The 22,229-nt window shown below is 69.8% G+C and carries 19 protein-coding genes, 1 other RNA gene and 1 pseudogene; 3 read left to right on the top strand and 18 right to left on the bottom strand.

Features of this window, described 5'->3' with window-relative positions:
* Positions 1-390: 390 nt before the first annotated feature.
* The 5 genes from NRF20_RS28180 to NRF20_RS28160 form a co-directional block, all read right to left on the bottom strand.
* A complete protein-coding gene (locus NRF20_RS28180; protein ID WP_413753501.1) occupies positions 391-1,827 on the bottom strand; it encodes an NAD-dependent malic enzyme in 1,437 nt (478 codons plus the stop codon).
* 461 nt (positions 1,828-2,288) lie between these two features.
* Positions 2,289-4,667: a HelD family protein gene (locus NRF20_RS28175; protein ID WP_398631888.1), complete on the bottom strand. Its 2,379-nt coding sequence runs from the start codon at positions 4,665-4,667 to the stop codon at positions 2,289-2,291.
* 103 nt (positions 4,668-4,770) lie between these two features.
* Positions 4,771-5,652, bottom strand: a complete 882-nt coding sequence (locus NRF20_RS28170) for an anti-sigma factor family protein (RefSeq protein WP_413753500.1) — start codon at positions 5,650-5,652, stop codon at positions 4,771-4,773.
* On the bottom strand, positions 5,649-6,236 hold the full coding sequence (locus tag NRF20_RS28165; protein WP_413753499.1) for a sigma-70 family RNA polymerase sigma factor: 588 nt from the start codon (positions 6,234-6,236) through the stop codon (positions 5,649-5,651). The genes NRF20_RS28170 and NRF20_RS28165 overlap by 4 nt, the downstream gene beginning before the upstream one ends.
* An 88-nt stretch (positions 6,237-6,324) precedes the next feature.
* On the bottom strand, positions 6,325-6,942 hold the full coding sequence (locus NRF20_RS28160; RefSeq protein ID WP_398631891.1) for a CGNR zinc finger domain-containing protein: 618 nt from the start codon (positions 6,940-6,942) through the stop codon (positions 6,325-6,327).
* A 119-nt stretch (positions 6,943-7,061) separates the two neighbouring features.
* Between NRF20_RS28160 and NRF20_RS28155 the strand changes: the two genes are divergently transcribed.
* On the top strand, positions 7,062-7,616 hold the full coding sequence (locus NRF20_RS28155) for a GNAT family N-acetyltransferase (protein ID WP_413753498.1): 555 nt from the start codon (positions 7,062-7,064) through the stop codon (positions 7,614-7,616).
* Between the two features lie 96 nt (positions 7,617-7,712).
* On the opposite strand, the gene NRF20_RS28150 is transcribed toward NRF20_RS28155, so the two are convergent.
* The 5 genes and pseudogenes from NRF20_RS28150 to NRF20_RS28130 all read right to left on the bottom strand — a co-directional run bounded on the left by NRF20_RS28150 (position 7,713) and on the right by NRF20_RS28130 (position 12,068).
* A complete protein-coding gene (locus NRF20_RS28150; protein WP_413753497.1) occupies positions 7,713-8,276 on the bottom strand; it encodes a GNAT family N-acetyltransferase in 564 nt (187 codons plus the stop codon).
* 143 nt (positions 8,277-8,419) lie between these two features.
* A pseudogene (locus NRF20_RS28145) lies at positions 8,420-8,914 on the bottom strand (GNAT family N-acetyltransferase); the annotation flags it as partial.
* 288 nt (positions 8,915-9,202) lie between these two features.
* A complete protein-coding gene (locus NRF20_RS28140; protein WP_413754615.1) occupies positions 9,203-10,351 on the bottom strand; it encodes a uroporphyrinogen-III synthase in 1,149 nt (382 codons plus the stop codon).
* A 212-nt stretch (positions 10,352-10,563) separates the two neighbouring features.
* A complete protein-coding gene (locus tag NRF20_RS28135) occupies positions 10,564-10,686 on the bottom strand; it encodes a hypothetical protein (protein WP_413753496.1) in 123 nt (40 codons plus the stop codon).
* A gap of 380 nt (positions 10,687-11,066) precedes the next feature.
* On the bottom strand, positions 11,067-12,068 hold the full coding sequence (locus NRF20_RS28130) for a LysR family transcriptional regulator (RefSeq protein ID WP_413753495.1): 1,002 nt from the start codon (positions 12,066-12,068) through the stop codon (positions 11,067-11,069).
* Between the two features lie 84 nt (positions 12,069-12,152).
* On the opposite strand from NRF20_RS28130, the gene NRF20_RS28125 reads away from it, so the two are divergent.
* Complete coding sequence (locus NRF20_RS28125; RefSeq protein ID WP_413753494.1) at positions 12,153-13,409, top strand: MFS transporter; 1,257 nt, start codon at positions 12,153-12,155, stop codon at positions 13,407-13,409.
* Positions 13,410-13,472: 63 nt separating this feature from the next.
* Here NRF20_RS28125 and ssrA read toward each other — a convergent pair.
* From ssrA to ftsE, 5 genes are all read right to left on the bottom strand, one after another.
* Positions 13,473-13,860: a transfer-messenger RNA gene (gene ssrA, locus NRF20_RS28120) on the bottom strand.
* Positions 13,861-13,985: 125 nt separating this feature from the next.
* The gene (gene smpB, locus NRF20_RS28115; protein ID WP_398631898.1) at positions 13,986-14,474 is read right to left on the bottom strand and encodes an SsrA-binding protein SmpB; all 489 of its coding nucleotides are present in this window, start codon (positions 14,472-14,474) and stop codon (positions 13,986-13,988) included.
* An 18-nt stretch (positions 14,475-14,492) separates the two neighbouring features.
* Entirely contained in the window at positions 14,493-15,680 is a 1,188-nt protein-coding gene (locus NRF20_RS28110) for a S41 family peptidase (RefSeq protein ID WP_398631899.1), read from the bottom strand.
* A 67-nt stretch (positions 15,681-15,747) separates the two neighbouring features.
* Complete coding sequence (gene ftsX / locus NRF20_RS28105) at positions 15,748-16,665, bottom strand: permease-like cell division protein FtsX (protein WP_266361155.1); 918 nt, start codon at positions 16,663-16,665, stop codon at positions 15,748-15,750.
* 16 nt (positions 16,666-16,681) lie between these two features.
* Positions 16,682-17,371 (bottom strand): cell division ATP-binding protein FtsE, encoded by a 690-nt coding sequence (gene ftsE, locus NRF20_RS28100; protein ID WP_398631900.1) that lies wholly within the window; start codon positions 17,369-17,371, stop codon positions 16,682-16,684.
* Positions 17,372-17,640: 269 nt separating this feature from the next.
* Here ftsE and NRF20_RS28095 point away from each other — a divergent pair, with 269 nt between their 5' ends.
* Complete coding sequence (locus tag NRF20_RS28095; RefSeq protein WP_266361154.1) at positions 17,641-17,841, top strand: hypothetical protein; 201 nt, start codon at positions 17,641-17,643, stop codon at positions 17,839-17,841.
* A 109-nt stretch (positions 17,842-17,950) separates the two neighbouring features.
* Here the strand turns inward: NRF20_RS28095 and NRF20_RS28090 are convergent, their stop codons facing one another.
* The 3 genes from NRF20_RS28090 to NRF20_RS28080 form a co-directional block, all read right to left on the bottom strand.
* Positions 17,951-18,943 (bottom strand): hypothetical protein, encoded by a 993-nt coding sequence (locus tag NRF20_RS28090; protein ID WP_413753493.1) that lies wholly within the window; start codon positions 18,941-18,943, stop codon positions 17,951-17,953.
* Positions 18,944-19,706: 763 nt separating this feature from the next.
* A complete protein-coding gene (prfB, locus tag NRF20_RS28085; protein ID WP_398631902.1) occupies positions 19,707-20,813 on the bottom strand; it encodes a peptide chain release factor 2 in 1,107 nt (368 codons plus the stop codon).
* Between the two features lie 162 nt (positions 20,814-20,975).
* Positions 20,976-22,214 (bottom strand): serine/threonine-protein kinase, encoded by a 1,239-nt coding sequence (locus tag NRF20_RS28080; protein ID WP_398631903.1) that lies wholly within the window; start codon positions 22,212-22,214, stop codon positions 20,976-20,978.
* Positions 22,215-22,229 lie beyond the last annotated feature (15 nt).

The following is a 22,229-nucleotide window of genomic DNA, read 5'->3' as shown; positions in this document are numbered from 1 at the left end:
GTTGTTACTCCCGTGTTCTTCTTGCCTGTGAGGCGTGAGATCGAAGCCGATGCTGCCAGGGCCCTCGGACAGTCCCCGGACCCGGGTCTGTCGTCAGACCCTCGCGCCCGATTACGCATCCTGCCCCCACCTGCGGCGGGAAAGCCAATCCGGCACCCTCCGGAGTCATACGAAAAGCACCACTGCCTCGTCGTGGTGACGTTCCGTCGACTCCCCGAAAGCGGTCCGCAGCGGATGCGGGGCTCTGCGGGACGCGCCGCCCGCCCACCCTAAAGGGGCGTTTGTGGCGCCGCGACCCGCGACGCGCCGTAGCTCAGGCCAACGTGGGGGGGCGCCACAAACGCGGGCGACGCCGGCAGAGGTCGTGGCGGGTTCTGTGAGTGGGGTGGTTCAGCCGAGGTCGGCCGAGCCCGTCACAGCGCCGCCCGCCGCCTTCGCGGCGTCCCGGACGGCACCGGCGACCGCTCCCGCGACCCTGTCGTTGAAGACCGACGGGATGATGTAGTTCGCGTTCACCTCGTCCTCGGCGACGACATCGGCGAGGGCGCCCGCCGCGGCGAGCATCATCTCCGTGTTGACGGTGCGGGACTGAGCGTCCAGCAGGCCGCGGAAGACACCCGGGAAGACCAGCACGTTGTTGATCTGGTTCGGGAAGTCGGAGCGGCCGGTGGCGACAACTGCCGCCGTCTGGCGGGCGATTGCCGGGTCGACCTCGGGGTCCGGGTTCGCGAGCGCGAACACGATCGCATCGTCGGCCATGGCGGCGACATCGGCGCCGTCCAGCACGTTCGGAGCGGAGACGCCGATGAAGACGTCGGCGTCCACGACGGCCTGCTTGAGGGTGCCGGTGATGGATTCGGGGTTGGTGTTGTCGGCGATCCAGCGCAGCGGCGAGTCGGCGTCGGCGGAGACCAGGTCCTCGCGGCCCGCGTGCACCACGCCGTGGATGTCGGCGACGACGGCGTGCTTGACGCCCGCGGCGATGAGGAGCTTCAGGATGGCCGTACCGGCCGCCCCGGCGCCGGACATGACGACCCGCACGTCCCCGATTCCCTTGCCCACCACGCGCAGTGCGTTGGTCAGCGCGGCCAGGACCACAATCGCGGTGCCGTGCTGGTCGTCGTGGAAGACGGGGATGTCCAGGGCCTCGCGCAGCCGTGCCTCGATCTCGAAGCAGCGGGGTGCGGAGATGTCCTCCAGGTTGATGCCCGCGAAGCCCGGGGCGATCGCCTTGACGATCTCGACGATGGCGTCGGTGTCCTGGGTGTCCAGGCAGATCGGCCAGGCGTCGATGCCGGCGAACCGCTTGAAGAGGGCCGCCTTGCCCTCCATCACCGGGAGGGCGGCCATCGGGCCGATGTTGCCGAGGCCGAGCACGGCGGAGCCGTCCGTCACAACTGCGACGGAGTTGCGCTTGATGGTGAGGCGGCGGGCGTCCTCGGGGTTCTCGGCGATCGCCATGCAGACCCGGGCCACACCCGGGGTGTAGATCATCGAGAGGTCGTCACGGTTGCGGATGGGGTGCTTGGACGCCATCTCGATCTTGCCGCCGAGGTGCATCAGGAACGTACGGTCGGAGACCTTGCCGAGCACGACACCCTCGATGCCGCGCAGGTTCTCGACGATCTCGTCGGCGTGCGAGGTGGAAGTGGCGGCGATGGTGACGTCGATCCGCAGCTTCTCGTGGCCGGAGGCGGTCACATCGAGGCCGGTGACCGAACCGCCGGAGGACTCCACGGCCGTGGTCAGCTGGGAGACTGCTGTGCCGCTCGCGGGCACCTCCAGCCTGACCGTCATCGAGTACGAGACGCTGGGCGCCGTTGCCATGGCCGAGTCCTTCGCTTTCCTTAGCTTCATTGCCGCGCGGCCGGGGCGCTCGCCTCGGACACGCTTCCCGATCGTCGCACCTACTGGCTGGTAGCCGGTAATGACTGCCGCGTTTCGAAAAGCATTTTCCACCATACGAGAGATGATTGCTTCAGTGGAACCCCCAGCCGCTCCCTGCCGGGGCCGGAAGCCGTCAAGCCCCGCAAGAAGCCGCCAGGTCCGCAAAGAACAACAGACCCGCGCCACCGGAAGGTGACGCGGGTCTGTCGTTTTGTTCCAGCGGCACCGACCCGCCATGCTCGCCTCGCGGCAAGTGGTCGCTCGAAGCGACGAAGGTTGGGCCCGGGGGCTTGGATCGAGCCGGTGCCGACACCAGGCTAACAAAGACCCCGCAGAAGTGATTCCCGCAGGACAGGCCGGTTCGAAAATCTGCCCCGACGGCGGTGCCTCCGCTCCCTGCCTCAGTCCCTCAGCAGGTCCGGGACGCCGTCCTCGTCGGGCAGATCCCGCTCCCCCGAGACCACCGTGAGCTGCTGCGTCGCACGCGTCAGCGCCACGTACAGCACCCGCAGACCGGCCGGGGACTCGTCCGCGATCTCCGCGGGCGAGACGACCACCGTGGCGTCGTACTCCAGGCCCTTCGCCTCCAGGCTGCCCAGCGCCACCACCCGCTCGCCGAGCTCGGCGAGCCAGTTGCGGGCCTGCGCCCGGCGGTGCATCGCGACGACCACACCCACCGTGCCGTCCACCTCGGCCAGCAGCCGCCGCGCCTCCTCGCGCACCGATGCGGCCAGATCGCCGTCCCGTACGGTCTCGAAGCGCGGCTTCACACCCGTGGAACGGACCGCGGCCGGTGACTCCATTCCGGGCATCGCGAGCGCCAGGACCTTCGAGGCCAGCTCGGCGATCTCCGCCGGGTTGCGGTAGTTGACCGTGAGGGTGAAGCGGCGGCGCGGCCGGTTGCCGAGTGCCTCGTCGCGCGTCCGGGCCGCCTCGTCCGGATCGGACCAGGAGGACTGCGCCGGGTCTCCGACGATCGTCCAGGTGGCGTGCCGCCCACGGCGGCCGACCATGCGCCACTGCATGGGCGTGAGGTCCTGCGCCTCGTCGACGATGACATGCGCGTACTCCGTACGCTCCGCGGCCAGCCGCTCGGCCCGCTCGCGCTGGGTCTCCTCGCGCTGCGGCATCAGCTCCTCCAGACCGGAGAGCTGGTCCAGCGGGTCGAATTCGCGCTTCTTCTTCGGCCGGTGCGGGGTGCCGAGCAGCGTCTGCAGCTCGTCGAGGATCGCCACGTCGTGTACGGAGAGCGGCCCGTTCCCTTCGCTGTCGAGCCTCTTCAGGGAGCGGGCGAAGCGGCGCACCTCGCCCTGGTTGAGGACCCGGCGCGCCCAGCGGCCGAGCCGCTTCTCGTCGGCCATCGCGGCGAGCACCCCGCGTGGGGTGAGCTCGGGCCACCAGGCGTTCAGGAAGTCGAGGAAGGGCGTCTCGGTGGAGACGTCCTCGTCGAAGGAGGAGCGCAGTTCGGCGGCCAGCTCGGGGTCGGTGTAGCGGCCCCGGCCCGAGGACTTGTTCCACAGGGCGTCCAGAAGCAGTCTGCGGGCGCGCGGGCGCAGCAGGTTGACCGGGGCGGTGCCGCCCAGGACGGACTGCCGGATGCGGTGCAGTTCGTCGGCGTTCAGCTCGACACGGGCGCCGAACGCGACGACCCGCAGCCGGGTCGGGGTGGCCGGGGCCTCGTCGGCTCCGTCGCCGAAGGACAGCTGGCCGTCCCGGTCCTCCGTCCTGCGGGGGGTGCCGGGCTGTTCCAGTGCGCCGCGTGCCGCCTTGCGCAGCACCTGGAGCATCCTGGAGGAGCCCTTGATCCGGGCGACGGCGGGTTCGTCGTACGTGGTGGCGCCCTCGACGCCGGCCGCCTCGTCGGAGAGCGAACCGACCGCGCGGATCGCGACCTGTCCTTCCTCGCCCAGCGAGGGCAGCACGCCTTCGGTGTACGCGACGAGGAGCGGGGTCGGCGAGACGACGAGGATGCCGCCCGCGTAACGCCGCCGGTCCTGGTAGAGGAGGTACGCGGCGCGGTGCAGGGCGACGGCGGTCTTGCCGGTGCCGGGGCCGCCGGACACCTCGGTGACGGAGGCGGCGGGAGCCCGGATCACCAGGTCCTGTTCGGCCTGGATGGAGGAGACGATGTCCCGCATGGTGTGGCTGCGGGCCTGGCCGAGCGCCGCCATCAGGGCGCCGTCGCCGATGACGGGGAGCTTGTCGCCGCCCAGGTACGCGGTCAGCTCGGGGCGCATCAGGTCGTCCTCGACCCCGAGGACCTTGCGGCCCTTGGAGCGGATGACCCGGCGGCGTACCACCCTGCCCGGTTCCTTCGGCGTCGACCGGTAGAACGGTGCGGCGGCCGGTGCGCGCCAGTCGATGACCAGCGGCGCGTAGTCGGAGTCGAGGACCCCGATCCGGCCGATGTGCAGCGTCTCCGCGATATCGGCGGAGTTGTCCTCGCGTACGGCGTCGTCGGCCGGTTCGACGGAGGTGTACGCGCCGTCCGGGCCCCGTTCGCCGTCCTTGCCGAGCAGCAGATCGATCCTTCCGAAGAGGAAGTCCTCGAACTCGCTGTTCAGCCGGTTGAGGTGGATTCCGGCCCGGAACACCTGGGCGTCGCGCTCGGCGAGCGCTCCGGGGGTACCGACCTGGCCGCGCTTGACGGCGTCACTCATGAGAAATTCCGCCTCGTGGATCTTCTCTTCGAGGCGGTGATAAACACGGTCGAGATGTTCCTGCTCGACACCGATTTCCCGGTCCCGCATCGAATCGACAGCGGCATCCTGCGCGGCCACCGAGGCCCCCTTCTGACGTGCATTGGGCAGCCGTCAACCCTATGCGAAGCGGCGGCCGCCGCGCACCCGCCGCGCGTATCGAATTGGCACGGCGGGGTCTCGATCAGGCGTCGACCTCCACCAGCCGCTCGCCGTCGAACGTACGCACCTCGAAATGGTCGATGTCGCCGCGGTCCATCGCCGCGCCGCCGTGGACATAGAGCGGGTACTTCGAGGCCGGGTGCGGGGAGTCCTTGATGCCGTATCCCCACCTCGGTACGGACCAGGAGGTGACGACCTCCTCCTCACCGGTCTTCGACACTGCGATCAGGCTGCATTTCTCCGGACCCGTGACGTTCTTGAGCTCCAGCACGGTGTGGGTGCCCCATGCCTTCTTCTCCATGCCGATGGTGGCGTCGACCTTGGTGGTGGGGTCGGTGCCCCGCACCTTCTCCGTCATGTGGTGGAAGAAGGTGTCCTCGGCGGGGCTGGTGGGGTGCGGGTCGGCCGCCCGCGCCGAGGTACCGTCGTTGCCGGTCGCCAGGACCGCGACCGCCGGACCGCCGATGATCAGCGCGACTGCCGCCGCGACCAGATACATGGAGCGGCGCCTGCGCCTGGCCCGTTTGACCGCGACCTCGTCGACCAGCCGGTCGAGCATGCGGGGCGCGGGCGGCTGCGGGACGTGCGGGACGGGGCGGGCGCCCGGTACGGCGGCCGGGGACTCGGAGAGCAGCGCGAGCATGGGTTCCAGGCCGGCGAACTCGTCGAGATGGGCGGCGCACAGGTCGCAGCCGGCCAGATGCGCCTCGAAGGCGGATGCCCCGGCATCGTCCAGAATGCCGAGGAGATACGCACCGGCGGCGTCGTGCCCGGGCCCTTCGGCGGCTCCGCGCGGGGCTGTGTGGCCACCGGGGCTGCGGGGGCCGCTGGGGCTGCCGGGGTTCCGGGGGCCGGAGGGACCGGTCGGCCGGGGCCCGAAAGGCTCCCACTCGTGGTCGCTCATGCCGTGATCCCCCTTTCTTCGAGAGCAAGCTTCATCGAACGCAGTGCGTAGAAGACCCGGGACCGCACCGTCCCACTGGGGATGCCCAGCACATCAGCCGCCTCATTGACCGTACGGCCCTTGAAATAGGTCTCGACCAACGCTTCCCGGTGAGCAGGGGTCAAATCGTCGAGCGCGTCCGAGAGCGTCATCAGCCACAGCGCCTTGTCTATCTCGTCCTCCGCGGGAATGACCTCCAGCGGCGACGGATCGACCTCGTACGGCCGGGCCTGCCGGCTGCGGTGGCCATCGATGACGATGCGCCGGGCGACCGTCACCAGCCAGGGGCGGACGGAGCCGGCGGCCCGGTTGAGCCGGCCGGCGTTCTTCCAGGCACGGATGAGCGTTTCCTGCACCACGTCCTCGGCGCGCTGTCGGTCGCCGGCGACGAGGCGGAGCACATACGCGAGCAGAGCTCCGGCGTGTTCGCGGTAGAGCGCCCGCATCAACTCCTCGTCGGGGACGTCGGAGGGGGACGGAGGCGGCTCACTGCGATGTCGAGCCCTGTGCGGACGGTCATCGGCCACGGCCGCATCCTTGCGCACCCGAACCTCCCGGTCGAGACCCTGTTGAGCTCCTTGACCATGAACACGAAGGGGGGCCGCGATCCATTCAATCCGGTTTCAAGATTCTTTACGGCGCTCCCGCGTCCGCGTCCGTGACCGCCACGGCCGCCGCCCGGCGCCGGTGCCGGGCCACCCGCTCCCGGTTCCCGCACACCTCGCTGGAGCACCAGCGGCGTCGGCGGCCGCGCGAGGTGTCCAGGTAGAGGCGGCGGCAGTTGCCGGCCTCGCAGCGGCGCAGGCCGGCTCGCGCCACGGGGTCGGTCAGGAGTTCCACGACGTCGCGAGCCACGGCGGCCAGCAGTGCTCCGCATTCGGGATCGGCGCTCAGTGTCCGTACCAGCGTGCCGCTTCCTCCGCGTACGGCCCGCAGTCCCGGTGGTGCGGTCGCGGCGAGCGCGTTGACCCGTTCCAGGGCGCTCTCGGCTCTGCGGCCGCCGAGTTCGGCGGTCAGCAGGCGGTCGACGCCGGTCCTCAACTGCCGGAAGCGCACCACCCAGGTGTCGTCCACTGCGCCGAGGTGGGTGCCGCTCGGTACGAGTCCGGTGGCCACCAGCCAGTCGGCGAGCCGCTCGGCGCCGTCGAGCAGTTCACATGCGCCAAAGGTGCCGATTCCCGTGGCCACCAGATCCAGGCAGGGGCGGCCGGAGTCGAACCGCCAGTCGTACGAGCTTTTGCCCGCCGTCATGGGCATGTCACCGCCTCGGGGTCTCCGGTGGAGGTCTCCCCCAGAGTGCCCCTCGGGCGGCAGACCCGGAACCCCTGCTGCCACGCGGGTCGGTGCACGCGTGCCCGTACGGTGTCCTGATGGACGACGATCTCCGTACCGCCACCCTTGCGGCCGGCCCGCTCCTGCTCCGGCCGTGGCTGCCCGACGACGGGCCGGCCCTGATCGAGGCGTACCGCGATCCTGCGATGCGCGCCATGCTGCGCATGCTGGTCACGGACGAGGCCGAGGCTCAGCACTGGCTGCGCGTGCGACAGGAGGGCCGGGAATCCGGCAGCTACTTCAGTTTCGCGGTGATCGATCGCGATCGCGCCGACGAACTGGTCGGCAATGTGGCGCTCAAGTACCCCGAACCGGGCTCCGGCAGCGCGGAGGTCGGCTACTGGACGGCGGCGCGGGCGCGCGGCCGTGGAATTGCGCCGCGGGCGCTCGGGGCGCTCACCGACTGGGCGTTCGAAGTATTCGCCGGGGACGGCCTCGTGCGACTGGACCTGCTGCATCAGGTGAACAACGAGGCCTCCTGCCGGGTTGCCGAGAAGAGCGGATACGGCTTCGCGGAGGTTCTTCCGGCACGGCCGCCGTGGCCGCTGGACGGACACCTGCATGTGCGGGGGCGTACCGGGGGCGTCCGGTAGACGTCTTTGTCCTCAATCGCCGGGCAGCTCGACTTTCACGCCCGCACGGCGAAAGCAAGCCCGTCCGGCGTTCGAGGACACTCCCACAGCCAACGGTCACCCCATCAACGGCCCATCGTGCAGGATCCGCTGGAACAGCCGGTGGTCGCGCCACTCACCGTTGATGTGCAGGTAGCGCGGAGCCATCCCGTACTGCTCGAAGCCGCACTTGGCGAGCACCCGCTGCGACGCCACGTTGTCCAGCACCGTCCCTGCCTCGACCCGGTGCAGGCGCAGCTCGTCCCTGGCCGACTCGCAGATCCGCTCGACGGCAGCCGTGGCCAGCCCGCGGCCCGCGTACTCGACGTCGACCCAGTAACCGAGAACCCCGCTGCGGAACGGCCCGAGCACAATGCCGTTGAGGTTGAACGCGCCCACCACGCGGTCCTGTTCATCGGCGAGCACCCACGGCATCACCCGCCCCGCGTCGCGGTCCGCGAGCATTCCGGCCAGGCGTTCTTGCTGCCCCTGCTCGGTGTAGAAGGTGTCGGGCCGTACCGGCTCCCAGGGCTGCATGTACGCGCGGCTGCGGGTCAGCGCCACGGCGAGGGAAGGGGCGTCGGCCGGGGTGACGGGACGGAGTCGCACCTCCGCGTCGAGCCGGTGGATGTCATTGATCACCCCAGCACGCTATCCCGGCCTCATTTCACCGCACGCTCCCCCGCCGGGCCCGTCGGCCGGCCGAAGGTCCGGACCGGCTCCGCCCAGGGCCTGTGCGCTCGTGCCGGCGTTTTGGGCTGCGGAGACGATGTCCCGTAGGTCTTCGCCGGGACGCCGAACGAGATCCAGGTGTCGGGCGGCACGTCCGGTCGGCCTGGTACGGGCCTGCGTTCCTCGGTCCAAGCGTCGCCGGCGATCTCGGTGGCGACCCGACGCCAGAATTGGACTGCGGCGACGTTGCCCTCTTGGAAGGCGACCTGCCACGGCCCCGGATGCTTGGCCACGACCTCTTGAACGGCGCGCAGCCCGATCCCGGTCCTCCGGACGGCACGCACCACGAAGAAGCTGCTCAGCACCCGGGTCGGAGCAGTCAGGCTGCGGACGAACGCGAGCCCGACAGGGCTCTCGCCACTCATCAAGAGATAGGGCGCCCAGTCAGCCTTCGTGAAGGCGGCATGGAGCCGATCGCTCCGGAAGGTTCCGTCCGGGTTGGGCAGCACACCGCCGAACTCCGACATGTCGTGGCGGAACATCAGCCAGAGGCGTTCCAGTGCGGGGCGGTCAGAAGTATCGGCGAGGCGCACGGATACGTCGGACATGCATCTCCTTCGTGTTCGGCGACCAGGTGGCGTCTCGGGCCCGCTTGCGGATGGCAGGATCGCGGTGGTCGCTCAGTGTGCCCAGGCCGCGAGCCGGGTCCAGGGCATGAAAAAAGCCTCCCTGGCGGAGGCGTTGCCCGGCCGGGAAGGCGTAATTGCTGACGGACAAGCTATCAGGCTCCTGGAGGATCCCCTTTCTCGAACTGGTCGGCGCTCGGCGTCGGCTGATCTCTGCGGCGTGCTCGGGGCCGAAGCCCCGCGACGCCGCCCCCCATTTGCCGGTCGGTCTCAGCAGGCAGGACTGGCATCGGGGCTGTCCCACGCCGGGTCCAGCGCCAGCCGGTAGCCGCGCTTGACGACTGTCTGGATGAGTCGGGGTGCGCCCAGCGACGTACGCAGCCTCGCCATGGCCGTCTCCACCGCGTGTTCGTCCGTTCCGCTGCCGGGCAGCGCGCGCAGCAGGTCGGCGCGGCCCACCACCCAGCCCGGACGGCGGGCCAGAGTGTGCAGCAGGGCCATTCCGGCGGGTGGCACCGGGCGCAGTTCTCCGTCGACGATCGCGGCGTGACTGCGGATCTCCACCCGGTGCCCGGCGATCGGCAACATACGGGCCCTGGACGGGAGTTCGTCGCACAGCAGCTGGACGAGAGGGACGAGCCGGAAGCGCTCCGGCTGGACGGTCTCGATGCCGCGGGCCTGCAGCGGCAGGGCGGTGACCGGTCCGACGCAGGCCACGAGGACATCGTCCCGCAGGGCGCTCAGGAGCTCCGGGATCAGCCCCCGCTTCTCGGCCCGGCCGAGCAGCGAGGCGGCGGCCGGGGCACTGGTGAAGGTGAGGGCGTCCAGGCCCCGGGCCAGGGCGCTGTCGAGCAGCCGGTCGAGCGGGGCGATGTCCTCTGGGTCCACCCAGCGGTAGACGGGTACGGCGACGACCTCGGCACCCGCGGCGCGGAGCGACTCGCTGAAGCCGGGGAGAGGTTCGCCGTGCAGTTGAAGGGCGATCCGGCGGCCCTCCACGCCCTCGTCCAGGAGCCGGTCCAGCACCTCGGCCATGGACTCGGAGGCGGGCGACCACGCCTCGGTCAGCCCGGCGGCCCGGATGGCGCCCTTGACCTTGGGGCCGCGGGCCAGCAGTTCGGTGCCGCGCAGGGCCTCCAGCAGCCGGCCGCCGAGCCCCCAGCCGTGCGCGGCCTCTGTCCAGCCCCGGAAGCCGACCGCGGTGGTCGCGACGACCACTTCGGGGGCGGAGTCGACGATTCGCCGGGTGGCGGCGAGGAGTTCGCTGTCATCGGCGAGCGGTACGATCCGCAGGGCGGGCGCGTGCAGGACGGCGGCACCCCGTCGCTCGAGCAGCGCGCCGAACTCCTCCGCGCGCCGTGCGGCGGTGACCCCGACGGTGAAGCCATCGAGGGGCCCGTGCTGTTCGTCCTCGTACATGTGGTCTACCCGGCTCTCGTCCCGCTGCTGCCCGATGATGCCGAGGGCCGAGCCTGCCAACAATGCGTGACAGACCTGGTTCACCCATATTTCCCGCCCGTTACGTCAGATGACATCGAGCGGTCACGATCAGGCCTCGGTGCGGCTGAGCTGCGGCTTCTCGGGCACGGGCTGGACGGGATCCGGTCCGGCGAAGGTATACCGTCCCCCGGTCACCTGGGCCGCTTCCGCGATCCGTTCGGCCAGAGCCTCGGTGCGCGCTTCGCCGCTACGTCCTCGACCCAGCCGATCGCCGGGATCGTCAGCGCCAGCAGCGGCCAGACGAGGAGCAGCATCAGCGCCGTGTACGAGGCGCCGATGTACGTACCGAAGCGGTCGCCGAAGTACGGGATGTTCCACAGCTGGTCGATGATCGGCTCGGTGGCCGTGATCAGCAGGTTGTGCCAGAGTTGAAGTGCTCTCCCGGCTGAAGCCGCTGCGTGGTCAGCTCGGAGAGCTGCCGACCCAGGCCGTCGAGCTGGACCGTGACTTCGTTCGGCTCGTGTGTGTGCCCCGAACGAGCACCTTCACGCCAGGTTTCCACAGGTGTACACACGGGTGCGCACGACTGTCCGAATATGTGCTTCCGGACCGGGCCCCCACCCTGTCCGCGCCCCCACCACATTGCACCCGGGCGATGAAAGTTGCGCACGACAACGGCACTTTCTTCCCCCGATCAGGTGGATTTCAACATGAGAGATGCATCGATCTCGGGCAGCCAGCTTCCGTCCGGCCGCTCCATCCAGCCCTCCTCGGAGCCCAGTTGAGCTGCGGCTTCACGCAATGCGTCCAGGCCGGGGTGGCGCAGCCCCTTGCGCCAGACCATCAGGAGCGGCGAGAGCGGTACGGGCCGGGCCAGCGGGCGCACCACGGTGCCCGGCACCGGAGAGAAGTCGACGACGCACAGAACCGGCTGCCGCGACTTCGCCATGACCCGTTGAAATTCGGCCACACCGATCGCGAGTGGGGCGGGTGGCGCCAGCTCGATGCCGCACTCGGCGAAGAGCAGCCGGGCGAGGTCCGTCCACTCCTCGGTGCGCGGATTCCCGGCGCCCGCGTAGACGGTCTCGCCGGCCAGGTCGTCCAGTGCGACGACCTCATGTGCGGCGAGGGGGTGATCGGCGGGGAGCAGAACGGCCATCGGCTCGTACCGCACCGGCTGTACGCCGAGCCGCGTCCGCACCGCGGGGTCGAGTCCGGCGGCGCGGCCGAAGGAGACGTCGAGCCGCCCGGCGAGTATCTCGTCGGCGGCCCAGGTGAGTCCGCTCTCGAAGCGCGCCATCAGCTCGCACGCCGGAGCCAGCTCCCGCGCGCGGGCGAGTACGCGGGCGGCCGTCATGCCGTCGGTGTTGAGGTCGACGAAGAGCGGCCGGGCCGCGGGGTCGGCGAAGGCTGCGGCAAGATCGGCGTGCGCCTCCAGCACCCGCCGGGCGTGCGGGAGGAGCCGTTCACCGTCGGCGGTGAGGGCGACCTGCCGGGTGGTGCGTACGAACAGTTCCGCACCCAGCTCGTGCTCCAGCCGGCGGATGTCCCGGCTCAGTGCCTGCTGGGCGATGTAGAGCCGGGCGGCGGCACGGGTGAAGTGCAGCTCCTCGGCGACGGCGACGAAGGCGCGGAGCAGCCGAGGGTCGGTATGGGTATGCGTCTGGGTGCCCGTATCGGCAGCGGAGGATGCCACACCCAGGAATTTACAACACAGATGCGTTAATCGGTACGGACAAGGTGTTGGACCCCATGGGCCGTGCGCCGTGAAGGTTGATCCATGCCGTACGAGAGAGCCCCGCACACCGACCCCATGCTCGCCGTCTCCGGGGACCTGCTGGTCATAGCCCCGCGCACCGTCGCCGCCAGGCCGGCGCCCACCAACCCGTACCGCCGGCTGCTCGCCACCCCGGGTGCCCGCGCCTTCACCGCGGGCAATCTCCTCGCCCGGCTTCCCATGGGCATGTTCAGCGTCAGCGCGGTGATCATGATCGCCGGTTCACGCGGCTCGTACGCCCTGGCCGGCGCCGTGACCGCGACCGGCCTCGCCGCGACGGCGGTGGTCGCGCCCTGGACGGCCCGGCTCGTCGACAGGTACGGACAGGCCAGGGTCGCCGTACCCGCCACCGCGATCGCCGCGCTCGGATCGCTGGCACTGCTGCTCTGCGTGCACTACGGGGCCCCGGCCTGGACGCTCTTCGCCTCCTACGCCGCGACCGCCACCACCCCCAACACCGGCGGGATGTCCCGGGCCCGCTGGGCGCATCTGCACCGGGGCGATCCGGCCGCCCTGCACACCGCGAACTCCTTCGAACAGGCCGCCGACGAGCTCTGTTTCATGCTCGGGCCGGCCCTCGCCGCCCTGCTGTGCGCGGCACTCTTCCCGGAGGCCGGAACACTCGTCGGTGTGATCCTGCTGATGACCGGCGTGCTGATCTTCGCCGCCCAGCGCGCCACCGAACCGCCGGTGGCGCCCCGCACCCACGCCGGCTCCCCGCTCCGCGCCCCGGGCATGCCGGCCCTGCTCGCCGCCTTCCTCGCCACCGGCGCGGTCTTCGGCGCGATGGAGGTCGTCACGATCGCCCATGCCGGGGGCGCGATCCTGGCCCTCCAGGCTGCCGGATCGTGTGTGGCGGGACTGCTGTACGGATCGCTGCGCCCGGCCGCGGACATCCGGCGCCGGCTGCTGGGCTGCCTGGCGGGAATGACGGCGCTGATGTCCCTGCCGCTGCTGGCCGCCTCCTCGACGGATTCGCTGCTCGTCCTCGCGGGCGCGCTGCTGCTGGCCGGTGCGGCGACGGCCCCGACCATGGTCACCGGCATGACGCTGGCGCAACGCCTCACCCCCGAGGGCCAGTTGAACGAAGGCATGACCCTGGCCGTGACCGCGCTGCTGGGCGGGATCGCCGCGGGTTCGGCGACCGGCGGCTGGATGGTGGAGCAGATGGGGCAGGTGACGGGCTATGTCATTCCGGTGTGCGCGGCCGGGCTGGCGCTGGTCGTCGCGACGGCCGGGGTCCGGGCCCCCCGGAACTGATGGCCGGCACAAAAACGAGGACCCCGTTGCCAGTGGGCAACGGGGTCCTCGTTCACATGGGAATTGTGGAGATGGCGGGAATCGAACCCGCGTCCAACGGTGCAGAATCAGGGCTTCTCCGAGTGCAGTCCGCTGCGCTTTTCTCGGCCCCGGCAGTCACGCGGACAAGCTGCCGACGGGCCCAGCCACTGTTTGATTTCCTTCTGGGCCCCGTGGCCGGGTCCAGAAGTTTAGATCCCTTGATGATGTCAGGATCCGGGTCGGGATCAACCCCGGGCTGACACTCCGCAGAGTCTTCGCTTAGCTGCTAATTAGGCAGCGAGGGCGAAGGCGGAGGAATCGCGCTTGGAATTGGCGATTATTGGTTGCGACATATGGTTTACGAGATCATTGCCGCTTCCTCGACTCGCTTCCCCTGCTTCGACATCCGCTGTCGAAACCGATCATCCCCATGTTGGCGTATTTAATTGTCAACAGCTCAAAACGCGCACCCGCCGTGGGGTGCAGTGCCATCGTACGTGACCAACGCACGACGATGCCAGCCTATTCCTGCCGGCCCGCCCGCACGCTTCCCGGCTATGCGCTGCGCTGGCGCCGGCGCGCTGCCGAGATCGCGCGGTTGGTCTCCCGCAGGTCCTGCTTCTCGCGCAGGGTCTGCCGCTTGTCGTACTCCTTCTTGCCCTTGGCGAGCGCGATCTCGACCTTGACCCGGCTGTCCTTGAAGTACAGCGCGAGCGGCACGATCGTGTGACCCGTCTCCCCCGACTTCGACTCCAGCTTGTCGATCTCCGCCCGGTGCAGCAGCAGCTTGCGCTTGCGCTTGGCCGAGTGGTTGGTCCAGGTCCCCTGCACGTACTCGGGGATGTGGATGTTGTGCAGCCAGGCCTCGCCCCCGTCGATCTGGACGAAGCCGTCCACCAGGGAGGCCCGGCCCAGCCGCAGCGACTTGACCTCGGTACCCATGAGTACGAGACCGCACTCGTAGGTGTCGAGGATGTGGTAGTCGTGCCGCGCCTTCTTGTTCTGCGCGATGAGCTTGCGCCCTGTGTCCTTTTCCTTAGCCATAGTGCAGCCATTTTCGCACTACGACCCACCCCCGAGGCCACTCAATACCGTCTCGGCCCGCTGCTCGGCCCCGGAGCTGACCACGAGGTCCGGTGTTATGCCGCGGCCGTCGACGCCTCGGCCCGCCGGGGTGCGGTAGTGGCCGACGGTCAGCTCGGCCACCGAGCCGCCCGGGAGCTTGCTGGGCATCTGGACCGACCCCTTGCCGAAGGTGCGCGATCCGACGGTGACGGCGCGGCCCCGGTCCTGGAGCGCGCCGGTGAGGAGCTCGGCGGCGCTCATCGTGCCGCCGTCGACGAGGACGACGAGGGGGCGGACTGTGTCGCCGCCCGGCTGCGCGTAGAGGGCACGCTGCTTGCCGTGCACGTCGTACGTGGCGACCAGGCCGCCGTCCAGGAAGGCGGAGGCGGCGGTCACGGCCTCGGTGACCAGGCCGCCCGAGTTGCCGCGGAGATCGAGGAGCACCCCGGCGCCCGCCGGTACGTCCCGGACCGCGTCGCGGACCTTGGCGCCCGAGCCCCTGGTGAACGAGTCGACCTCGATCAGTACAGCTGCGAAGGAATCGGAACGGTCCGGTCCGATTCGCCGCACGGTGACGGCCTCGGTCGTAAGTCTGGCCCGGTGCAGCGTCTCGGTCCGAAGGGCGGCGCCCCGCTGGACCCCCAGCACGACGGTGGTGCCCGCGTCCGCCTCCGTACGGTCTCCGCGCAGCAGGGCCACGGCCTCGGCAACGGGGCGCTTGTCGATCCGGTGACCGTCGATCGTACGGAGCAGATCGCCCGGCTCGATGCCGGCCAGGTCGGCGGGGCCGCCCGGCTGGACCCGGGCCACCTCGACCAGCCCGTCCGCGGAGCGCCTCGCGGCGATCCCGACACCGGTGTACGAGCCGTCGAGGGCCTGCTCGAACTCCTCGTACTGCCGCTCGTCGTACACCGCGCCCCAGCGGTCGCCGCTGCGACTGACGGCCTCCTCGGCCGCCTCCTTACCGGACTTGCCGTCGGCGACGGCGCGGGCGGCGGCGTCGGCCACCTCGTCGCCGTCGACGGTGGAGGCGACGGAACGAGCCGCTATGTCCGAGGACTTCGCACCGTCGTGCGGCAGCGATCCGGTGGCCGCCGCGGTGGCCAGCACGGTCGCGAAGACCAATGTCAGGGCCGCCCCGCGGCGCACGCCGCGGGGCCCGAAACATTGCGCGGGGCCCGACATGGCGTCGAGTCTAGGACAACGCCCCTGTGGCGCACGGCCGGTTGGCCGCGCGCCACAGGGGCGCTTGTCACACCTTCAGGTACTTGCGGAGCGCGAAGAGAGCGGCAACGGCGGGCATCAGCAGACCGATTGCCAGGACCAGAGGCAGCTTGGTGAAGACCGCGTCCCAGCCGATGAAGTCGATCAGATTCAGCTTGCTCTGCAGTGCCAGACCGCCGTCGATCAGGAAGTACCGGCCGGCCAGCAGCATCACGCAGGCGAGCACACCACCGATGAGACCGGCGAACGCGGCCTCCATGATGAACGGCATCTGGATGTAGAAGCCCGAGGCGCCGACGAGCCGCATGATGCCGGTTTCGCGCCGCCTGCTGAACGCGGACACCCGGACGGTGTTCACGATCAGCATCAGCGCGATGACCAGCATCAGCGCCATCACGAAGATCGCGGCCACGTTCATGCCGTTCATCAGCCCGAAGAGGTTGTCCAGGATGGATCTCTGGTCCTGGACGGACTGCACCCCGTCACGGCCGGCGAAGGCGGTGGCGACGACCTTGTACTTCTTCGGGTCGTGGAGCTTGACCCGGAACGACTCCTGCATCTGGTCCGGCGTGATGTTGCTCGCCATGGGCGAGTCGCCGAACTGCTGCTGGTAGTGCTTGTACGCCTCGTCGGCCGACTCGTACGTGACGGTCTGGACGGCGTCCATCTTCTTGAGATCGCCCTCGATCTCCTTCTTCTGCTCGGCGGTGACAGCACCCTTGGCGCACTTGGGCGTCGAGGTCACATCACTCTTGCTGCACAGGAAGATCGAGACGTTGACCTTGTCGTACCAGTAGTCCTTCATCGTGCTGACCTGCTCGCGCATGAGCAGCGCGCCGCCGAACAGGGCGAGCGAGAGGGCGACGGAGACGACGACGGCGAAGGTCATCGTGAGGTTGCGACGGAGGCCGACGCCGATCTCCGACAGGACGAACTGGGCGCGCATGGCGTCCTTTCAGTGCTCAGTGCTGGTAGCCGTAGACGCCGCGGGCCTGGTCGCGTACGAGACGGCCCTGGTCCAGCTCGATGACGCGCTTGCGCATCTGGTCGACGATGTTCTGGTCGTGAGTCGCCATGATCACAGTGGTGCCGGTCCGGTTGATCCGGTCCAGCAGCTTCATGATGCCGACGGAGGTCTGCGGGTCGAGGTTGCCGGTCGGCTCGTCCGCGATCAGCAGCATCGGACGGTTCACGAACGCCCGCGCGATCGCCACGCGCTGCTGCTCACCACCGGAGAGTTCACCGGGCATCCGGTCCTCCTTGCCGCCGAGGCCGACCAGGTCGAGAACCTGGGGCACCGCCTTGCGGATCTCACCGCGCGGCTTGCCGATGACCTCCTGCGCGAACGCCACGTTCTCCGCAACGGTCTTGTTGGGGAGGAGGCGGAAGTCCTGGAACACCGTGCCCAACTGGCGGCGCATGTGCGGCACCTTCCAGTTGGACATGCGCGCGAGGTCCTTGCCCAGGACGTGAACCATGCCCTGACTGGCGCGCTCTTCGCGGAGGATGAGTCGCATGAAGGTGGACTTGCCGGAGCCGGAGGAGCCCACCAGGAAGACGAACTCGCCCTTCTCGATATCGAGAGACACATCCCGTAGAGCGGGACGGCTCTGCTTCGGGTAGGTCTTGGAGACGTTGTCGAATCGGATCACGGATGCACCACGGTCGGCCGGGAGTAGGTGTGCGTGACCATACGCGAACCGGGCTGACGCGTGCAGGCGCGCGTCCGACGATGGGTGATTTATGGCGGAACGGGACTGGTCGGAAGCGGGGCCGAAGCGCTACGGAACGGGTGATGTCCGGCGGGCCGCGCCGAAATCCGCGCGAGCTGGCACAGTGGTACGGGGAACAGTTGCGTTTCCATGAGCGTTGTGCGGAGTGAAGGCGTATGCGGCTCCGCCGCGCGGGAGGAGGAAAGCGCATGACCTATGACCGACTGGTGTGCGCAAACTGCGCGGCGCCGGTGAACGAGGGCCGTTGCCCTGTGTGCCGGGCCAGCCGCGCACGGCTACAGCAGGAACAGGAGCAGGGAATGTTCGCGGGGCTGAGCCCTGTGACGCTGGTGGCCCTGCTGGTGGTGCTGCTGGGCGCGCTGGCGCTGCTGGCGCACCAGACCGTGTAGTCGAGGCCGTCCGTCCGCCTGCAAGAGCGTGTACGTGTACGCAGAGGGGCCCGGGATGCCGACAGGCGTCCCGGGCCCCTCTGTGCGTACCTGTACCGCAGAGGGGCCCTTAGGCGACCGTACGGCCGTTCATCAGGCGCGGCAGGATCCGGAAGCCGATGCCTCCGGCAATCATCGTCGCGGCGCCGACCAGCAGGAACGTGGTCTCGGCGGCACCGGTCTCGGCGAGCTCGTCCTTGCCCTTGCCCTGCTCGACCGGCTGGTTGCCGGCCGAGTCGGGAGTGGTGTTGTCCGCGCAGTTCGCACCGTCGAGGTCGACGGTGCAGGTGCTGGTGTCGCCACCGGTGGTACCGGAGGAGGCGTTACCGGTGGTACCGGACGAACCCGAGGTGCCGGACGTACCCGACGTACCCGAGGTGCCGGACGTGCCGGACGTGCCGGACGTGCCCGAGGTGCCGGACGTACCCGAGGTGCCCTCGGTGCCCGAGTTACCGGACGTACCCTCGGTACCCGAGTTACCGGACGTACCCGAGGTGCCCGAGTTACCCGAGGTGCCGGACGTACCCGACGTGCCCTCCGTGCCCGAGTTACCGGACGTGCCCTCGGTGCCGGAGTTACCCGACGTGCCCTCGGTGCCGGAGTTACCCGACGTGCCCTCGGTGCCGGAGTTACCCGACGTGCCCTCGGTACCCGAGTTACCGGACGTACCCGAGGTGCCCGAGTTACCCGAGGTGCCGGACGTACCCGACGTGCCCTCCGTGCCCGAGTTACCGGACGTGCCCTCGGTGCCGGAGTTACCGGACGTACCCTCGGTGCCGGAGTTACCCGACGTGCCCTCGGTGCCGGACGTGCCGGTCTGCCCCTCGTCGACACCGCCGGGGCCACCGCCCTCGGTGCCGCCCTCGGACTCGCCCGCCGGACCGTCGAGGCCGGCGTCGATCCCCAGACCGCTGTCGTCGACGTGAGCCTTGGCGGAGAGGCCGCCGACGTTGACGTCGACGCCGACGGCCGATGCCACACCGGCAGCGGTGAGCGAGGCGCCCGCGGCGATCACCGCACCCGCGGCTATGCGCGCGACGCGTACTCGCGTCTTCTTGGTCATCTGCTGCTACCCCCAGTAGCTGTTCTCGTCAGTGGAGCAGCCATATGCGGGCCCCGGCTCTGCGGGGTTTGCTCCGAACAGCGCCACATGGAGCCGTGGTCATGCCGCCCGCCCCCGTTCACACCCGTCCCAGACATACGCATGCTGCCCTAGCACCCTGTCCACAGTTAAGGTCTGCGTCAAGGCCGTTCCGTGCAATGTGCACCGGTTTGGTGGCAGTTGACCGTCATTCAGAATCACGACTGTGACGCACTCACCACGGCACCTGCGTAACTCGGAACCGTTCCTGGGCAGTGAGCAGGAGTGAGTCCTGCTCTCACCGGCACGCCCCGAACGGTGTTGGGCGCACTGGTCCTCCGCTTTCACGTCCTGGGCGGCGACGCATATCCCGTATGCGGTCCGTCCCAGGTGGGCGGAATCCCTACGACCTGGCCATGTGGGGGTGGCCAGAGGCGACGGGGAGGCCCCGAACCATCACTCCGGTGATACGGGGGCCCCGACTGCTGACACCACACCCGGCGTCCCAGAGCGCGTTGCACACGTTACGCACACCCAGTCAGGCACACCCACAGACCGGAACACCGTTCACTCAATCGTGCCCGAGTTCGCCAAAACAAGGTACTGGACCAGCAGTTGTGAACCCCAACTCCCTTTCGGGTGCCGCCCCGCACCCCTTCCCGACGAAAACGGCGGTGCCGGAAACCCGTGGGAATTCCGGCACCGCCGTAAGAACAGGAAGCAGCAACAGGCGGCTGGGGCCCGCCTACTTCTCCCGCTGCTTGCGCCAGCGGATGCCCGCCTCCAGGAAGCCGTCGATCTCGCCGTTGAAGACCGCTTCCGGGTTGCCCATCTCGAACTCCGTACGCAGGTCCTTGACCATCTGGTACGGGTGCAGGACGTACGACCGCATCTGGTTGCCCCAGGAGTTGCCGCCGTCGCCCTTGAGGGCGTCCATCTTGGCCTGCTCCTCCTGGCGGCGGCGCTCAAGGAGCTTGGCCTGGAGGACGTTCATCGCGGACGCCTTGTTCTGGATCTGCGAGCGCTCGTTCTGACAGGAGACGACGATGCCGGTCGAGAGGTGGGTCAGGCGCACCGCGGAGTCCGTGGTGTTGACGCCCTGGCCGCCGGGGCCAGACGAGCGGTACACGTCGACGCGCAGCTCCGACTCGTCGATCTCGATGTGGTCGGTCTGCTCGACCACGGGCAGCACCTCGACACCCGCGAAGGACGTCTGGCGGCGGCCCTGGTTGTCGAAGGGCGAGATCCGGACGAGCCGGTGGGTGCCCTGCTCGACGGAGAGGGTGCCGTAGGCGTACGGGATCTGGACGGCGAAGGTGGTCGACTTGATGCCGGCCTCTTCCGCGTACGACGTCTCGTAGACCTCGGTCTTGTAGCCGTGCCGCTCGGCCCAGCGGATGTACATGCGCTGGAGCTTCTCGGCGAAGTCGGCGGCGTCCACGCCACCGGCCTCGGCCCGGATGTTGACCAGGGCCTCGCGGGAGTCGTACTCGCCGGAGAGGAGCGTACGGACCTCCATCTCGTCCAGCGCCTTCTTGACGGACTCCAGCTCGGACTCGGCCTCGGCCAGGGCGTCGGCGTCGCCCTCGTCCTGGGCGAGCTCGAAGAGGACCTCGAGATCATCGATCCGGCCGCGAAGGGCCTCGGTCTTGCGGACCTCGGCCTGGAGGTGCGAAAGCTTACTGGTGATCTTCTGCGCCGCCTCCGGGTCGTCCCAGAGGGATGGCGCGGCCGCCTGCTCCTCGAGCGCGGCGATGTCCGCCCTCAGCGCATCCAGGTCCAGGACGGCCTCGATCGACCCCATGGTCGAGGAGAGGGACTTCAGCTCTTCGGAAATATCGACGACTGCCACGGGTCCAGCGTAACGGCTGTCGGCGCGGGCATTCCTCGGGCCGCATGATCACGACTCCGCGGCCGTGCGGGCGCCGCGTCCCCGGGCCGTACGGCGAAGGGGCGCCCACGGGGCTCTGCGGCCCCGGAGCCATCAGGAACCGCCTCGCGGGGCCCCGCGGGGTCAGGGTGTTCCCGGCGCCGAGTTCTTCGTGTCCTGCGCAGGCGCGTCCGCGGCGTCGTCGCCCAGCGCCAGCCAGCCGCCCACGCCCAGCGCCACCACCAGCACCAGCGCCGCGGCGCCCAGCGTCAGGCGGCGCTTGCGGACGGCCGCGGACTTGTTGCGGGCCGAGCCCGGGCGGGGCCGGCCAGGGGAGCGCGGGGCCCTGGCCGTGCCCCTGGGGCCGCCGGAGAGTTCGTCGGGGGCCGGGACTCGCATGCTCGTGTGGGTGTCCCGATTGGAGTCGGCGGACGAGCCGGGGACCAGGGGGACCGCGCCGCGGCGGCGGGGTTTCTCGGGTGCGGGGGTGTACTGCTGCTCGTCGTACGTCTGGGGTTCCGGTTCGACGTCCGGCTCGTCCACTTCCAGCGGCGGGATGCCGGCCAGCTGCGGGAGCTGCTCGCGCAGCCGGGCCGCGAGCTCGGAGGCACGCAGCCGGGAGGCCGGGGCCTTGGCCAGACACTGGACCAGGAGCTGCCAGAGCTCGTCGGGGATGCCCGGGAGCGGGACGACCGTCTCCGTGACGTGGCGGCGCAGGACCGCGCCGGGGTGTCCGCCGCCAAAAGGTGTGAAGCCGGCGAGGAGTTCGTACAGGACCGTGGCGAGGGCGTAGATGTCGACGGCGGCGCGGGGCGGGAGGCCTTCGACTATCTCGGGGGCCAGATAGTCCGGCGTACCGATGATCTTGCTGGCCTTGGTGCGGCGAGGGGTGTCGATCAGCTTGGCCACACCGAAGTCGGTGAGCAGCGCCGGGTGCGAGCCGCCGGGACCGAGCGGGCCCTCCATGTCGAGCAGGATGTTCTCCGGCTTGACGTCACGGTGGACCACCCCGGCGGCGTGCGCGGCGGCCAGGCCGTCGGCGACATCCGCGATGATCGCGACGGCGGCCTCGGGCGCGAGACGGCGTTCGCGGTCGAGGCGGGTACGCAGGTCCGTGCCGCGCACCAGGTTCATGACCAGCGCCAGGTCGTTGCCGTCCACCACGAGGTCGCGGACGGCGACGACATGCGGATGGTCCAGGCCGAGCAGGGCGGTGCGCTCCTGGACGAAGCGGCCCACGAGCTCCTGGTCGGACGCGAGGTCCTCGCGGAGCAGCTTGATGGCCACCGGGCCCTCGGGCCCGTCGCCGAGCCACACCGTGCCGGCGCTGCCGCGCCCCAGGATCTGGTGGGCGGTGTACCGGCTGCCGATATTCCGTGCCAAAACTGCTCCCTCAGC

This window comes from Streptomyces sp. R-74717, assembly GCF_047305335.1.
Taxonomy (GTDB): Bacteria; Actinomycetota; Actinomycetes; order Streptomycetales; family Streptomycetaceae; genus Streptomyces; species Streptomyces atratus.
Note: the sequence above shows the minus strand (reverse complement) of the source record. Positions and strands in the feature narration are given on the sequence as shown.

What these genes read in the sequence shown, in the direction of transcription:
- NRF20_RS28180 (WP_413753501.1), bottom strand. Translation starts at nt 1,827, where the DNA reads ATGGCAACGGCGCCCAGCGTCTCGTACTCGATGACGGTCAGGCTGGAG.
- NRF20_RS28170 (WP_413753500.1), bottom strand. Translation starts at nt 5,652, where the DNA reads ATGAGCGACCACGAGTGGGAGCCTTTCGGGCCCCGGCCGACCGGTCCC.
- NRF20_RS28160 (WP_398631891.1), bottom strand. Translation starts at nt 6,942, where the DNA reads ATGACGGCGGGCAAAAGCTCGTACGACTGGCGGTTCGACTCCGGCCGC.
- NRF20_RS28155 (WP_413753498.1), top strand. Translation starts at nt 7,062, where the DNA reads ATGGACGACGATCTCCGTACCGCCACCCTTGCGGCCGGCCCGCTCCTG.
- NRF20_RS28140 (WP_413754615.1), bottom strand. Translation starts at nt 10,351, where the DNA reads ATGTACGAGGACGAACAGCACGGGCCCCTCGATGGCTTCACCGTCGGG.
- NRF20_RS28135 (WP_413753496.1), bottom strand. Translation starts at nt 10,686, where the DNA reads ATGCTGCTCCTCGTCTGGCCGCTGCTGGCGCTGACGATCCCGGCGATC.
- NRF20_RS28125 (WP_413753494.1), top strand. Translation starts at nt 12,153, where the DNA reads ATGCCGTACGAGAGAGCCCCGCACACCGACCCCATGCTCGCCGTCTCC.
- smpB (WP_398631898.1), bottom strand. Translation starts at nt 14,474, where the DNA reads ATGGCTAAGGAAAAGGACACAGGGCGCAAGCTCATCGCGCAGAACAAG.
- NRF20_RS28110 (WP_398631899.1), bottom strand. Translation starts at nt 15,680, where the DNA reads ATGTCGGGCCCCGCGCAATGTTTCGGGCCCCGCGGCGTGCGCCGCGGG.
- ftsX (WP_266361155.1), bottom strand. Translation starts at nt 16,665, where the DNA reads ATGCGCGCCCAGTTCGTCCTGTCGGAGATCGGCGTCGGCCTCCGTCGC.
- NRF20_RS28095 (WP_266361154.1), top strand. Translation starts at nt 17,641, where the DNA reads ATGACCTATGACCGACTGGTGTGCGCAAACTGCGCGGCGCCGGTGAAC.
- NRF20_RS28090 (WP_413753493.1), bottom strand. Translation starts at nt 18,943, where the DNA reads ATGACCAAGAAGACGCGAGTACGCGTCGCGCGCATAGCCGCGGGTGCG.